We start from the raw sequence: 14,678 nt of genomic DNA on the forward strand, positions 1-14,678 counted from the left end.
TGTCTTACCTTTTGCCTTATTGCCTTATTCCTGATTATTCTGTCTCTGCTTGCCTACAAACACAGGCAATGTAAAAGAAAAACTTGCCCCCTGGCCAGGGTTGCTCTTTAGCTTTAAGGCACTACCATGTGCTTCAATAATGCCACGACTGATATAGAGGCCCAGACCTGTAGCCGGGCTCCAACGGGCTCCACGGCGGCGCCTTTCGGCCGCTGGCTGGCCCGGTCTGTCCAGGGCAGGCCGATTCATGGCCGCGAACGTGCTAAAGCGCGTGAATATCTGCCTTTGCTGCTCCCAGGTCATTCCTGGCCCACGGTCGGTTACCCGCATGGTCACGCCCACGGGCTTCCTCACCGCGCCATTGAAGACTGGCTCAATCTCCAGAAATACTTTATCACCTTCTGGTGCATAACGAAATGCATTGCTGAGCAGATTGCTCAAAACGCTCATAATCAGTTCGTAGTCGGCCAGGACGGCTGGCAATTGGGCAGGTTGCGTAATTTGTAACTGTCGCCCCGATGTACTAATCAAGGCTTCCAGGCGCTCTTGCAAATCTTCTAGCATTTCAGGAATAAGGATCGGTTCCAGCTCAAGGCGCAGGGCCCCCGCCTCTACGCGCGAGGCATCGAGGAAATGGTTAACCATCCCAACCAGGCGCTCTACCTGTTCATCGGCGGTACGTAAGAACTCATATTGCTCTTTGGCTGACCACTGCAGATCTTCGGCGAGCAACGCGCTGAGATGGGCACGGATATTGGCCAATGGCGTTTTCAGTTCATGAGCCATGGTGGTAAAGAAATCATCGCGGGCCCGCTCTACAGCTTTAATAGCGGTAATATCATGCAGGACCAGAATAGCGCTGGTAACGTTACCATCAGCTGAATACAGTGGAGCAGAATTGACAAAAAGATAGATCATTTGCCCATCTACTGTTGTCGTATGGAGTTCTGCAGCATTGGCTTTGCCCTGGGTCAGAACCCGATGGAGGGGACGCTCATCATAAGGTACCAACGAGCCAGAAGGACCATACAGATTGAGCTGGCGCACCAGCTCTTCGCAGTTGAGGCCGACAGCCTGTTTCACAGCTTCAGCCGAATCATCACGCGGCTCCAGGGGCGCACCCATATCTTGCAAAATCTGCACAGCGCGTTCATTGATCACGATAATCGCGTTGTCCTGGGCATTGACCAGAACTACTCCTGAAGGGAGATGCTTAAGCAAGAGCTCCATGCGTGCGCTTGTCAATGCCTGGGCATCCCTGGCTTGCTGTAGCGCAGCATTGCGCTGGGCTAACTCGGCAGTACGGGCCACCACTTCCGCCTCGATCCGTTCTCGCGCCGCCGAGACTTCGGTAATATCATGGTAAATGACGATAAAGGCAAAAATATCGCCAACCTCATCGCGAATAGGTGTATATGAACAGCGCAAGGTATAGTCCCGATCATCGGCGCCCCTGACCTTGAGTTCGTCTACCTGCCCTGCCAGAGCACGTTGTTCCAACTCGGCCCTTATGTCGGGCACGCGGGTGAAATCATCACTCAAAAAATGCATGGAGCTGCGTCTCATGGCCTGGGCTAGAGACAAACCAAGAATATCATCGCCCCAACCTAACAGAGCACGGGCCGCCGGATTGGCTGCAGCCACGCGCCAGCGCGGATCGTAGATCACAATGCCATCGGGAATAGCCTGCATGATATTATCTTTTTGATGCGCGTTACGACTGGCAGCGCGTGCCCAGCGTTCAATGCTGCGAAAGAGTCGCGCATTCTGGATGGCCAGGCCTGCTTGCATGGCAAAGCGTTCTAGCAGCTCAACCTCTTCGGCCGGAAAGCCGCGCGCGCGGCGATGGTAGACCTCTATCGTCCCCAATACGGTTCTCTTATGCTCAATTCCATCTATTTCTACAGGCTGTGTATTCTGTTTTCCAGCGGCAGGATAGGTCTCAAAAATGGGAACACAGAGCACGGAGCCAGGACGACGAGGCTCGCCCTTATAGACTAGCTGAGGAAGCTCAACATCCTGCATGGTATGCGTATCCGTGACAATTATCGTGCGTCCCCTGGCAATAACACGACCCAGCAATGTATGTTGATCGATCAAAGGATGCCAACTTTGCGAGAGGGGATGAACTCCCTTCTGGGCAGCGATAATAGCCCGACGAGGCAGCTTTGATACGCCTGATGCTCTGTCGCCTTCCATAAGTAAAGCCTCTACGTCCGGCTCGGGCTGCTCGGCCAGAAATATGGCACAGCGTTTCGAGCCGACCAGCTCCTGAAGGGCCTCAAGAATGCGATCAAGCACTAAAGGCAAGGCTGAAGCGCTGGCAATTGCCGAGGAAATGTGATGAATGGCGTTCAGATGTACATGCGAGCGCACGCGCTCAGTCACTTCCTCGATAGTGATCAGCAGGGTAGAGGCTTCTTGCCGTTTCGTCTGTGACTGTAAATTCAGGGAATTCGGTGAGCGCTCAAGTGTTATCTGCCAGTAGGTGCGCCCTCTCACTTCCAGAAAGCCTTCGTATGGGATATCATAAAATTGTAGCCGTTCGCCGCTTAAGGCGACCCGCTCTAAGAGAGGCAAAGCCACGCGCGATACTGCTTCAGGCAGCACATCATTTACAGCCTGCCCAACAATATCCTTGTCGCGCCACTGTGCACCGAGGAGTGAGCGCAAATAGGCATTCGCATAGCTTACGCGAAAATCGCTGGAGTCGAGGATAGCAACCCCAACAGACACGCGCCCAAGGATATACTCAAGTTGTTCTGCTTGTCCTAGCTCCATACTTTCTACGGCCTGGGGTTCTCGCCTTAGCAAAGACGAGAGAGGATACGCCGCCTCCACAATTCTATAAATCCAGACAAAAGCCTTGCCCGGGTCCCAGCTCTGGCCGGACAGCTGCAGCTCTTGTACTTTAATACTTTACACACGTTAGTAGCACTGATATTATAGCTTTTTTTTGGGTTGATGTCTCTGTATATCAGGTTGTTCTGTTTTGCTAATTTTATCATAGATATTGAGAACAGTCATGAAAAAATAGTGATAGTCGAGGGTTATTTATTTCTCTCTTTTCTCTCCTTTGATGACAGAGCAAAGGAGAGAAATTTGGCAGCCTCAGTCGGCTCCAGAGGAATTTGTATCCCCGCCCTGATTCTGCTATGATACTGCATAAAATACATGATAGTGAGGGGAATATTCAATGGACTTGCGAGGGAAGCGCGTTCTGGTTATGGGCCTTGGGTTGCAGGGTTCTGGTATGGCTGCGGCCCGTTACGCGGCACAGCAGGGAGCTATTGTCAGGGTGACAGATATGAAGCCAGCGGAAGTTCTGGCGCCCAGCGTCGAGGCTCTGTCTGGTCTCTCTATCGAATTTATTCTTGGCCAGCACCGCCAGGAAGATTTCCAGTGGGCCGATATTGTTATCCGCAACCCGGGCGTGCCCCGCACCTCTCCATATTTGAAAATCGCAAAGGAACATGGCGCACGCATTGAAATGGAGATTGCGCTTTTTTTCCTGGCCTGCCCCGGCCGTATCATTGGAATTACCGGCACCCGTGGAAAAACTACAACCAGCAGCTTGATTTATGAGATACTGCGCGCCAGTGGAGCCCCTACCGTGCTGGGAGGCAATGTGGCAGGCGTAGAGACGCTTTCATTGCTACCTCAGATCAAGGCCCAGACCCAGGTTGTGTTAGAGCTATCAAGCTGGCAATTGGAAGGACTTGAGCCTCACGCCATCAGCCCGGCAGTTGCGGTTATGACCAATGTCTATCCCGATCATCTCAATACTTATTCTGGCATCGAGGAGTACGCTGAGGCTAAGGCCAACATCTTTCGTCATCAGCATGCTGACGATCTGGCGATATTTAATTTCGATAATCCCTGGACACGCCGTTTCGGTACAGAGGCTCCGGCCAATACGTGGTTTACCAGCCTGCAGTTGGGGGGAAGCTTTCAGCGCGCCGAGCTAAGTCAGCAGAATCCGCAGGAACATATCAAGCCCTTTGTGTTTACCGAAACTCCCTTGATGGGCAGGCACAACCTGGAAAATATTCTCCTGGCAACAACAACGGCGCGCTTACTTGGAATAGACGATGAGATTATTGCGACAACTGTACGTAACTTTCGCAGCGTCGGGCATCGCCTTGAGGAGGTGCGCACTGTAAATGGTGTGCGCTTCATTAATGATAGCACAAGCACCACTCCGGTGGCCGGACGCGTTGGCCTGGAAGCTTTCGATGCGCCCATCGTCCTTGTGGCTGGTGGCAATACCAAACATCTACCGCTAGAAGATTGGCCCGCCACTATTATCAAACGCAGCAGGGACGTAATCTTGCTCCCGGGAAGTGGAACTGATGAGCTTTTGCCGGCACTGGATGCTGAAGCACATGCGCAGGGCAAGCCAAATCCTGTGCGCGGCATCTTCGCCAACCTCAAACAGGCTCTGGATACAGCTCTGAGCTTTACACGTCCCGGAGATGTGCTGCTTTTCTCACCAGGTTTTACCAGCTTTGGTATGTTTCTCAATGAATTCGATCGTGGCGACAAATTTAGAGAATACGTACATTCCCTCTAAGCTTGATCCTGACCTGGCAAAATAGGCCAGAGTGTATATATTCACACTTATTTATAGAATATGGCTATAGGAAACAGAAGGCCTGAGGCAATTTTTCCAGGCCTCTCTATTTCCATCTTCCTCTCTCTAACCGCGCTATATATCGGGCCCATGCGCCCGGCATAACCTGAGATAAGGCGATCCTCTTTAGAAGTTAGTTGAGTTTCCCCATAGCAAAGTACCTCTTTATTAAATCCAACATGGCAAAGGAGACTTCAGGCTTCCTTTCGCTACTACCTTATTGCAACATCCCCGCTTTAGAAAATCTTATGCTCTTGCGCATTCTCCCTCTTTTGGGGGAGAGGAAAACCACGCCTAGCAGTGATGGCCTCGAAACGCCTGGCCGCTATACTTATCCCTGCAATGAGCCGGAACATTGTTCATAAAAAGTTCATCCTAGTAACATCTATAAAGGAATACTCAATTATGTCGCCTAACTCTATGACGCTACTTATTATTGTGGTTGTGGTCATTTATATGATTGTGCGCCAGTTCCAGGAGCAGCGTATAACCCTGGTTTCGTTGATCATTCTTCCCGTTCTCGTAGCCTACTATACATTTATGCGTGCTACTGTTGAGCTATCTATACAGATTATCAGCCCCTCATTTATCATGGCAGCTATGCTGCTTGGCCTGGCTGTAGGCCTACCATTAGGGCTTTACCGAGGTACGCTACCAGCCTTGCGCAAAGATCCTGAGACGGGAAGAATTCTGGCGAAGCGCAATACGCTAAGTATCTGTATCTGGTTTCTTGTCTTCCTTGTTCGCGTGTTTACTGTTGTCGCGTCTTACGCATCGCTCACCCGCACATCGCCGCTCATAGCGCTGATCGCAGCGATTATGAACACGCTATTCCTGGGCAATATCGTGGGAGAGAGGGTGAGCCTCTTCTGGCGTGCCTCGCGGTTATCAGTCATACAACAGCAAAATGTGCAGAAAATGAAATGGTAAGCTATTTTGATCAGGATTTCTTGATCTCGGCGAATTTATTTGCTATCTTCTTCTCGACAGAATATGCTTACTCTATCGTTCATATATACATTTATACATTCGTTAAAAGATGCCATGAGGATACTGCCATCAGGAGAGAAAGATATGCGACGCCTTCTAGCTCCACCTCAGGGGGTTATAGAAACATACAAATCAGGGCTCACCCTGCAACTCTTCTTGAGTCACGCCCTGGCAGGAGGATGCGCTGTTGTCGTTTTCTCGGCGCTGGCACATACCAGGCTCAGCCAAATCAACCAGATTACGCTCATTATGCTGGCTGCCGGACTGTCGGGCCTCCTATTAACTAGCAATATCCAGTACAATCTCTATGTCCTGACCTTAACGCTGGCCCGCTTTGCGCAAGGGCTTCCCGCTGAAGTGCAGCTTATCTCCTGGCGCTGGCCATTAATGATCCTTTTTACCCATTGCCAGGCTCTATCTGGGCGCCTTAAAGAATACTCGCGACAGACGCACCTGGCCAACGAGCTACGCGAACAGGCGCTACATCAGGCAAGCGAAGCGGCGGCCCAGGCTGAGCGCAACCGTATAGCCCGCGAGCTGCACGATTCGATCAAACAGCAGATCTTTAGTATTAGTATGAGTGCCGCCGCAGCTAAAGCGCATTGGAATGGTAATTCGCAGGACGCACAGGATGCGGTAGCAGATATCTTACGCAGTACCAAAGAGGCCCAGGTTGAGATGCGCGCCTTGCTCCAACAGCTCGGGCCAGCTCCTTTGGAGAATACCAGCCTGGCGGAGGCTTTGCGCACGCAGGCGGAAGCCCTGGGCTTTCGCACGGGAGCGCATATAACTGTAGATCTCGGCGAGATGCCATCCAGCGACCAATTTCTCCCCGGCACGCAAGAAACAATCTTCCGGATCGTGCAAGAGGCTTTTGCCAATATTGCCCGCCATGCCCGCGCCAGTAATGTCTGGCTCAAGCTACAGCAGCAAGACAGAGCTATCTCTGTGCAGATTCGTGACGATGGGCAAGGCTTTGAGCCCAGCAGCACCAGGCCAGGCATGGGCCTGAAAAACATTCGTGAGCGTGTAACACCTTTCAGTGGATCTGTCGAGGTTGAGAGCGCCCCTGGCAAAGGTACAACACTTACTATCAGCATCCCGTTACTGGAAAAGCTACAAACCGCTCACGAGGAAGAGCAGAACACTTTTGAGACGCGCAAAGCCATTGAACAAACAGTCTGGGGCATCCAGCTAGGCGAAAACGCTATTCCAATTGCCTTTATGCTCTTTGCCCTCAGCATTACTGTTACTTTTCTACCCCGCCTGCCTTCGCCTTCCAACATATTGGCAGGCACGGAGATTGGAGTCTTTACTTGCCTCATGACAGCTCTCTATGCCTGCATCCAGGCCCATACCTCGTTGACGCGGGTGCGCGTCAATTTGGGCAGTAATAATGTCGAGACCTTAAATTTACAGCGAAGAAAATACCGCTTATATAACCGATTTTTGCGCCTTTCTATTGTCTGTATCTGGTACTTTTTCTTGTATGAAAAATTGTGGCTTATCTCTCCGTTTAGCTGGTGGATTCTCTTTGGGATTTCGATCATCCTCGGAATCCTGCTTATAGCGGTAATTATCATCTATCGCCGAATTGTAAATCGCTATTACGGACAGCTATCCCAGTCAGAGCTTGATTGGAACCTTGCCCGTAGACGCGATGAGATACGTAAACATTGGCGAACTCTGGTTATCATTGGTGCTATTTTTTTCCTACTCAATAGCGATTCCCTACTATCTAGCTCAGGAACACGCAATGTGGGCACTAATATAGGCGCAGCATTGCTGATAATCTATGCCATATCTAATCTTACGAGTCACTTCCAGATAAAGCACTGGAACGATCTGCGAAGCCGCAAAAGCTAAGCGGGCTGACATAAGTAGCTATCAGGAGATGAGGAGCACGCAGTGGAGAATAAAATTAAAGTTGTCCTGGTGGACGATCATCACATTGTGCGTAGGGGACTTCACAGCTTTCTCAAGGCCTTCGATGACCTTGCCGTTGTAGGTGAAGCCTCTAGCGGAGAAGAGGCCCTACAACACATCGAAGAGTGGTTACCAGATGTGGTAGTTATGGATTTGCTCATGCCTGGTGGAATCGATGGTATCGAAGCCATCCGCCGTATTCATAGATTGCTTCCCAATACAAGGATTGTGGCCCTGACCAGCTATACAGATGATGCACGCGTTCTGGCGGCGCTCCGTGCCGGGGCCATCGGGTATGTGCGCAAAGAGGCCGATCCCGACGTTTTGCTCGCTTCAGTACGAGCAGCCGCGCGCGGCCAGTCATTGCTCGATCCGGCGGTTGCCAGCGCGGTTATGCAAGAGCTGATGCGCAACGGCAAACATGTAAACGAGCTGACTGAGCGTGAGCAAGAAGTATTGCGCCAGCTAGCCTTTGGGCGCACAAATCCCGAAATTGCTGCCGCCCTGGTGGTGAGCGAGGAGACAGTAAAAACGCACGTGGGCAATATCCTGACCAAACTACAGCTGGCCCATCGTACGCAGGCAGTTATTTACGCCCTCAAAAAAGGAATGATCTCGCTGGATGAGATCGAGCTTCCCTGATCAGGGCTTTTATTTAGCCGCGCATGAAGGCTGGCGCTAGTTAATCATTAAGGTAATGTGTCTCTCCGCTTATCTTCCGCCGGCTCAGGATGCCCGAACTGGCCAGGCGCTCAAGAGCGCGCGTGGCTGCCTCACACTCTTTCCTTCCAGCAGCCTGCACCTGAGAGGGAACAAAACCGCTAGCGACCTCGCGCGCTGTAAAGTTTACAAGAGTGCCGGGGTGCTCATGAAGTGCTTGCTGAATCGCTCTTTCATACCAGGCAACCAGAGATGTGTGAGCCTGAGATTGCGTGACTATCAAGACCGGGCAGGAAGCAAAGCGCAGAACGTAATGCGACATACTCCCCATGAAGATGCGCCGCAGCCGCTGACCTAGAGAATACCCCTGGCACCCAAGCACAATACAGTCAATATGTTGCTGGCGGGCCACTCTAAGTAGCTCATCGCCTGGCGCTCCCGCCTTCACCATGGTCTCAATACGAGAACGAGCCATACCGCACTGTCGTAAGATTGTGCTGGCCACCTGCAAGGCTACCCGGGCCTGTTTTCGTTGCTCAAGTGTGGGTGGCAATATGCTCGGAGGCGTATATCTACCACTTACATAGGGAATCGGAATCACGCTGAGTAGCAAGATATGCACGTTTTCCGAATAAGCTGCAAACAACTCACCCACTGTGCGCAATGCCTGTAAAGTGGCAGTAGTCAGCGGAGCATCTACGCCCAGCAGCAAGTGTGTCTTCGCTGTATATCCTGTTCCTCGCTCCAGAAAAGCGTCATGGTTAAAATCCAGCATCTTTGCTCCTCTATCCCTCTTGCTCAATCCCGCGCAGAGAAATGCTAGCGCGTTCGAAGCAGGCATAGAACACATGCTCATCCAATATAACAACTATCTAATAGCTCAGTTACGAGCCAGCTGATGTCTTGCTATATAGGGATATAGCATAGTTTTGCTCAAAAATTGTTAAAGGTTTTAGAGGAGGCACTCAAAAATTATTGATGAATTAGCTAAACTAGCTGGCAACCTCCAGCAGGCGCTTTGCTTGCGCTAGTCGCATCCAGCCCTCACGCGCATTGGGGAACTCAGGTTTCCAGCTGGTCAGTTCCTTAAAGCGCCGATTCGAGACGCGCTGGCTACGATTGATCAGGTTGGCCGCAATACCGCTCATCATTTTCATAAGCATATTGGGGATGAAAAACAGACGTCGTTTCCCTACACTGTTGGCCAGGGCATCGGCAAAGGCTTGACGCGTGAGCGGCTCATCATCAACGATATCATAAATGCCGGAAGGAGCCTCGGCCAGAGCTATGACAATGGCGCAGGCTGCATCCTCTACCCAGACATAGGAGAGATAGGCATCTCTGGCTCCTGGCAATACCGCCAGGCCTTTTTGCGCAAAGTTCCATTGCTCTAGAGCTGAAGGAGCCTCAGGTCCGTAGAGCGAGCCCATTCTAAGGACGATCCCGCGGCGCTGCTCGCCAGAAAAGCGCTCTACCTCTGCCTCCGCATCGAGAGTAGCCTGCTGAGTGGGATGAGACTGAACAGGAGTTGAAAGTGCATCAATCCATTGAGCACCCCGATCAGGATAGACGTAATAGAAGCTGGGATAGACGAAGGTTTGTACACAAGCCTCCAAAGCTGCATCGACCAGGGCGCGTGTGCCATCCCGACGAATATGGTCATTTTCCTGCCACGATGCGAGCTTGCCCATCTGCATGGTTGGGGGAATTTTGGTGGCCAGATGCACAATTGCATTGGCCTTCGTTGTCTCCAGAACCTGACGCATGGAATCGGCGGAGAAGAGATCTGCGCTGACAGGCTCGGCTCCCAATTGCTGAATGAGCATGGCATTGCGCTCTGAGCGGCTCAGGGCAAAGACATGATGTCCCGCTTCGACCAGAAGTTTCACCACTGGTTTTCCCAGCACACCTGTAGCACCAGTCACAAAAATGTTCATTTTTTATCTTCTTTTTCTTCTTTTAGAATGTTCTTTTACTCTTCTAGAAAGGGGACAAGTGAGCTCAGACAAACGTGACAGGTACAAAGTTTAAATTTATACGAAACAACAAAAAATATCTGGCGGCTGCTCATCCTATAAGGTATGATTAGCAGAGAGGATGCCAGTACAAGCCAGGAAGCATGGGTGCAGCAGCGCTATGGATCAATTTCAAACCTATCGTCATCTGCTCTTTTCAATTGCTTACCGCATGACCGGGAGCGCCAGCCAGGCCGAGGATATTGTCCAGGATGCCTACTTGCGCTACCAGCAGGTAGAGAGCAGCGACATTCATTCGCTTAAATCTTATTTGACAACAATCGTCGTCAATCTCAGCCTGAACTATCTTAAATCCGCGCGTGTGCAGCGCGAAGAATATATCGGAATCTGGCTACCCGAGCCGATACTCACCTCGCTCAGCCCAGAGGAGTCAATCGAGGAGACGTTTGAGCGGCAAGAAGCAATTTCCATGGCCTTCCTCGTCCTTCTGGAAACTCTGACACCTCCTGAGCGCGCGGTCTTCCTGCTCCACGAGGTATTTGACTATTCATTCGCAGAAATTGCCGAGGTCATTAGCAAAAGCGCGGAGAATTGTCGGCAAATCTTCCATCGCGCCAAAAATCATCTTGCCGAGAAACGCCACCGGGCTCAGGTTGAGCCAGAAATGCAGCGGCAACTCTCCTCATCTTTCGTCATGGCTTGCCAATCTGGCAATCTCTCTGCGCTAACGCAACTGCTGGCCTCCGACGTAACGGCCTGGGCCGATGGAGGCGGGAAAGTGCGCGCCGGCCTGCTGCCTGTCTCTGGCCAAGAAACCGTCGCCCGCCTGTGCATTACGCTCACGCACAAAGTACCGACTAGCCACAAGCTATTTATGGAAGAGGTAAATGGAGGGCCAGCACTCTTATCGTGGAGCGACGAGCATCTCAACTGGGCGTTGATCTTCGATATAGCTGGTGGCGCTATCACAGGCCTGCGCAGCATTCTCAATCCCGATAAGCTAGCTTTCCTGCAAGGCCAATTGGAGAGGCGCCAGGCTCAACAGCAGATCGCTCCCTGGGAATAATAGCGCTCTTGCCGGCAGATTTTCTTGAGAACGCACGCAGGCGAGGCCGGACCTGTGATCTTTAGGGGTCCGGTCCCGCCCGCGTTACCTTATTCTAGATAACCTAGAGCCCGTAGACGTTCCTTCACAATCTCTATCTCTTGTTCCTCGTGCCTATGCTCAGCCCAACGCGGGGCAATATAGCCATACTGCTCAAGGTATTCAAGCAGGCGTAAGGCGCTTTGCTCCGGCAATTCGGCACCTGTATCAATACTCAACTCAGGCGACTTCGGAGCCTGATAGAGATATTCATGGATAACAGACGGGCGATCTTGTTGCTGAAGGCGCAGATCGCGTACCTGATCCTGACAGTGCAGGTACACCTCGATGAAGCGCGGTAACTGCTCGCGGGCATAGCGGCGAGCCATACGCAAAGGAGAGACTGAAGCCGAGATAGTAATCACGCCGTTGTGAGACAGGAGCGAGCATAGATAGGTGATAAAGGCATCATAGCCAGGCCTATCGCTGCTTTCTTTGCAGGCATCTTCAAGAACATGCAACTCACGTCGCAACCAGACAGCAAGAGAATAACGATCAATGATTTCAACCTTATAACCGCGCGCGAGGAGTGCCTGTTGCAGCAAACTTGCCAACGTACTCTTACCAGTACCGGGCAAGCCTGTAAGCCAGATAGTAAAGCCTGGGGCGCTCATCGCAGAGATCATTGACCAGCCAGGCCAGGTACTCCATTGCGAGTGTAAGGGTTGAGACATGCAGGGCTCTCCTTCCTCTGTCATTCCGCCCAGAGCTTTTCTAGCATTTGGAAAGGGATGGAGGCCATGAGGTCTGCTGCCTCCATAGGGAGCGTGAAGGATGCTCACATTCTTCCCTTCTCTAGTGTCGAAGACAACTGGATCAACGCTGAAAAGCCCTTTCATCCAACCATAAGACACAGGTTACATTTATAGATAGTGTATCATATATAAGGTCACACATACATATCATGCTCCACAAAGGACAGCTCCTTACTATAAAGAATAGCAAAAAGATAAGGATAAGAGCAAAAAACGAATTTCGGCAAAGAGTGATCTCGTTTTTTGCATAAAATTTACTGATGTAACCTATAACTCATTACTTCACTAAGCCCAGCGTATTTCCCCTGGCGCACAGTCTCCCTGGCCAGGCGAACCCGCTTGTGCGCTTCATTTCAACTCATCCATATAGTAGGGCCTCTAGTAAGGTTTGGGTTGCACTTGCGCCATAAGTTTGATAGACTTACAACGTCGGGGGAAGAATGTGTTGCGTATACTTATGTAGGAAAACAGTATAAGGCACCAACGTCGTTGTTATTCACGCGACCATGTGACCCTCGGAGGAGAAATTTATTATGACAATGATGATGAGCAGGAAAGCTCTAGAGGACTACGGATTAGTCAATCTGGGAAAGATCAATTGGAATCTTTCACCGGCAGCCCTTGTCGAGCACGCATTGGCGCGTGGAGAGGGAATGCTAGCCTCTAATGGGGCATTTGCGGCCACAACCGGATCACATACAGGGCGCTCTCCTAAAGATAAGTTTATTGTCTCCAATAAGGAGACGGCGGCACGCATCTGGTGGGGCGAGAATAATCATCCCATCAGCCCTGAAGCTTTCGCTTCGGTGCGCCGTAGCCTCGCCGACTATCTGCAGGGGCGCGATGTCTATATTCTCGATGCTGCAGCTGGTGCCGACCCACGCTATCGCATGCCTATTCAGGTTATTACGGAGCTGGCCTGGCACAATCTGTTTGCCCGCCAACTTTTCTTACGCGCTAAGGAAAGCGATCTGACTAGCGACGATCCCGGTTTTACTATTCTTTGTGTTCCGCATTTCCATACCTATCCACCTGCCCATGGAACTCGTTCAGAGGCCGCTATTATTCTTGATTTTGAAGAGCGTTTAGTATTGATCGCAGGCACCGAGTATGCCGGCGAAATGAAAAAATCCATTTTTACAGTTCTTAATTTCCTCTTACCAGCTAGAGGCGTTCTTCCTATGCACTGCTCTGCCAATGTCGGACCCCTGGGAGACGTTGCGCTCTTCTTCGGGCTCTCCGGTACAGGTAAGACCAGTCTTTCAGCAGATCCCAGCCGCCAGTTGATTGGTGATGATGAGCACGGGTGGGGCGAAAACGGTGTTTTTAACTTCGAGGGGGGCTGCTATGCCAAGTGCATCCATCTCTCTAAGAAGTATGAGCCGCAGATCTGGAATGCTGTTCGCTTCGGCTCTGTCTATGAAAATGTCGTACTGAATGAAAAAACCCGCGAGCCCGATTATGATGACGACTCGCTTACTGAAAATACACGCGTAGCTTATCCAGTCGACTATATTGATAACGTGGTTGAGTCAAGTATGGGTGGTCATCCCAAGGCTGTAATTTTCCTTTCGGCCGATTCGTTTGGAATTTTGCCGCCAATCTCTCAGCTGACAACAGAACAAGCAATGTACTATTTCCTGTCGGGCTATACTAGCAAGCTGGCAGGTACAGAAGCAGGGGTAACAACACCTCAGGCAACCTTTAGCCCATGCTTCGGTGCGCCTTTCTTGCCACTTCGTCCCGGCGAATACGCAAATATGCTACGCGAGCGTATTGAGAAGCATAATGTACGTTGCTATCTCATCAATACGGGTTGGACTGGTGGACCCTATGGGGTCGGTCAGCGTATCAATATCAATTACACCCGCTCTATGGTTCGCGCGGCAATTGATGGTACGCTCGATGGAGCCGAGACGGTAACCGATTCTGTCTTCGGTCTGCGTATCCCCACAAGTTGTCCAGACGTACCCAACTCGGTACTCATCCCGCGTAATACCTGGGCCGATAAGGATGCATATGATCGCGGCGCGGTTGAACTGGCAGCTCGTTTCAAAAAGAACTTTGAGCAGTTCACTTTGCCTTCCGATGATGTGCGCCGGGCCGGTCCTCGCTAATATATGCCTGATCAATACTTTGTAGGGCGATCCCGGTGGTCGCCCTACTTTTCTTTTTTCGGGAGTAGCTCACCTCTTGTTCTTGCCCCAAGCCAAATATCTCGCTAATCTTGTAATAAATATTGGAATCACAGGTTTTGCTAGCGATTTCGGGCTTTTGAGAAGTCGACTAGACAACTATATAACAACTTGACAATACCACGAGAATATGTTACGCTCCTATTAACTTTAAAGGGCTCAAGACTTTATTGCATTATACATACAAGCGCTCATCTCAAAGAAAGAGGTTGAATAAAATAGGCTGCATAAAAGGTTAGCGCAGAACATAAGTGAGCGCTACGCCTTGTCATAGATACTTTTCCCCTCGATGCAGCTTAGCGGTGTAGAGAAAGCTGTACAATCAGCGCTGACTGTACAATATGGCCTTCCATTTATGACGCGACTTCCATAACTACTCTTCCTTGTTCGCTACTTGCT

At 50.9% G+C, this 14,678-nt stretch carries 10 protein-coding genes; 6 read left to right on the forward strand and 4 right to left on the reverse strand.

The window, feature by feature from the left end; translation table 11 throughout:
* Nucleotides 1–24 precede the first annotated feature (24 nt).
* On the reverse strand, nucleotides 25–2,781 hold the full coding sequence (locus tag EPA93_RS19830; RefSeq protein ID WP_129889176.1) for a PAS domain-containing protein: 2,757 nt from the start codon (nucleotides 2,779–2,781) through the stop codon (nucleotides 25–27).
* Nucleotides 2,782–3,196: 415 nt separating this feature from the next.
* On the opposite strand from EPA93_RS19830, the gene murD reads away from it, so the two are divergent.
* The 4 genes from murD (at nucleotide 3,197) to EPA93_RS19850 (ending at nucleotide 8,191) form a co-directional block, all read left to right on the forward strand.
* Nucleotides 3,197–4,573: a UDP-N-acetylmuramoyl-L-alanine--D-glutamate ligase gene (murD, locus tag EPA93_RS19835; RefSeq protein ID WP_129889177.1), complete on the forward strand. Its 1,377-nt coding sequence runs from the start codon at nucleotides 3,197–3,199 to the stop codon at nucleotides 4,571–4,573.
* Nucleotides 4,574–5,038: 465 nt separating this feature from the next.
* The gene (locus EPA93_RS19840; protein WP_129889178.1) at nucleotides 5,039–5,563 is read left to right on the forward strand and encodes a DUF1453 family protein; all 525 of its coding nucleotides are present in this window, start codon (nucleotides 5,039–5,041) and stop codon (nucleotides 5,561–5,563) included.
* Nucleotides 5,564–5,707: 144 nt separating this feature from the next.
* Nucleotides 5,708–7,489 (forward strand): sensor histidine kinase, encoded by a 1,782-nt coding sequence (locus EPA93_RS19845; protein WP_165423266.1) that lies wholly within the window; start codon nucleotides 5,708–5,710, stop codon nucleotides 7,487–7,489.
* Between the two features lie 42 nt (nucleotides 7,490–7,531).
* Nucleotides 7,532–8,191 (forward strand): response regulator, encoded by a 660-nt coding sequence (locus EPA93_RS19850; protein ID WP_129889180.1) that lies wholly within the window; start codon nucleotides 7,532–7,534, stop codon nucleotides 8,189–8,191.
* 40 nt (nucleotides 8,192–8,231) lie between these two features.
* On the opposite strand, the gene EPA93_RS19855 is transcribed toward EPA93_RS19850, so the two are convergent.
* Both EPA93_RS19855 and EPA93_RS19860 read right to left on the reverse strand, forming a co-directional pair.
* Nucleotides 8,232–8,984: a universal stress protein gene (locus tag EPA93_RS19855; RefSeq protein ID WP_165423267.1), complete on the reverse strand. Its 753-nt coding sequence runs from the start codon at nucleotides 8,982–8,984 to the stop codon at nucleotides 8,232–8,234.
* Nucleotides 8,985–9,201: 217 nt separating this feature from the next.
* Complete coding sequence (locus tag EPA93_RS19860) at nucleotides 9,202–10,146, reverse strand: NAD-dependent epimerase/dehydratase family protein (protein ID WP_129889182.1); 945 nt, start codon at nucleotides 10,144–10,146, stop codon at nucleotides 9,202–9,204.
* Between the two features lie 199 nt (nucleotides 10,147–10,345).
* Between EPA93_RS19860 and EPA93_RS19865 the strand changes: the two genes are divergently transcribed.
* The gene (locus EPA93_RS19865) at nucleotides 10,346–11,251 is read left to right on the forward strand and encodes an RNA polymerase sigma-70 factor (protein ID WP_242527451.1); all 906 of its coding nucleotides are present in this window, start codon (nucleotides 10,346–10,348) and stop codon (nucleotides 11,249–11,251) included.
* Nucleotides 11,252–11,340: 89 nt separating this feature from the next.
* Here the strand turns inward: EPA93_RS19865 and EPA93_RS19870 are convergent, their stop codons facing one another.
* Complete coding sequence (locus EPA93_RS19870) at nucleotides 11,341–12,003, reverse strand: adenylyl-sulfate kinase (protein WP_165423268.1); 663 nt, start codon at nucleotides 12,001–12,003, stop codon at nucleotides 11,341–11,343.
* A 623-nt stretch (nucleotides 12,004–12,626) separates the two neighbouring features.
* Between EPA93_RS19870 and pckA the strand changes: the two genes are divergently transcribed.
* Complete coding sequence (gene pckA, locus EPA93_RS19875; protein WP_165423909.1) at nucleotides 12,627–14,201, forward strand: phosphoenolpyruvate carboxykinase (ATP); 1,575 nt, start codon at nucleotides 12,627–12,629, stop codon at nucleotides 14,199–14,201.
* The last annotated feature ends 477 nt before the right edge of the window (nucleotides 14,202–14,678 follow it).

Source organism: Ktedonosporobacter rubrisoli, assembly GCF_004208415.1.
In the GTDB taxonomy this organism is placed as follows: domain Bacteria; phylum Chloroflexota; class Ktedonobacteria; order Ktedonobacterales; family Ktedonobacteraceae; genus Ktedonosporobacter; species Ktedonosporobacter rubrisoli.

What these genes read in the sequence shown, in the direction of transcription:
- EPA93_RS19865 (WP_242527451.1), top strand. Translation starts at nt 10,346, where the DNA reads ATGGATCAATTTCAAACCTATCGTCATCTGCTCTTTTCAATTGCTTAC.
- EPA93_RS19830 (WP_129889176.1), bottom strand. Translation starts at nt 2,781, where the DNA reads ATGGAGCTAGGACAAGCAGAACAACTTGAGTATATCCTTGGGCGCGTG.
- EPA93_RS19840 (WP_129889178.1), top strand. Translation starts at nt 5,039, where the DNA reads ATGTCGCCTAACTCTATGACGCTACTTATTATTGTGGTTGTGGTCATT.
- pckA (WP_165423909.1), top strand. Translation starts at nt 12,627, where the DNA reads ATGATGAGCAGGAAAGCTCTAGAGGACTACGGATTAGTCAATCTGGGA.
- EPA93_RS19845 (WP_165423266.1), top strand. Translation starts at nt 5,708, where the DNA reads ATGCGACGCCTTCTAGCTCCACCTCAGGGGGTTATAGAAACATACAAA.
- EPA93_RS19855 (WP_165423267.1), bottom strand. Translation starts at nt 8,984, where the DNA reads ATGCTGGATTTTAACCATGACGCTTTTCTGGAGCGAGGAACAGGATAT.
- EPA93_RS19870 (WP_165423268.1), bottom strand. Translation starts at nt 12,003, where the DNA reads ATGTCTCAACCCTTACACTCGCAATGGAGTACCTGGCCTGGCTGGTCA.
- EPA93_RS19860 (WP_129889182.1), bottom strand. Translation starts at nt 10,146, where the DNA reads ATGAACATTTTTGTGACTGGTGCTACAGGTGTGCTGGGAAAACCAGTG.
- murD (WP_129889177.1), top strand. Translation starts at nt 3,197, where the DNA reads ATGGACTTGCGAGGGAAGCGCGTTCTGGTTATGGGCCTTGGGTTGCAG.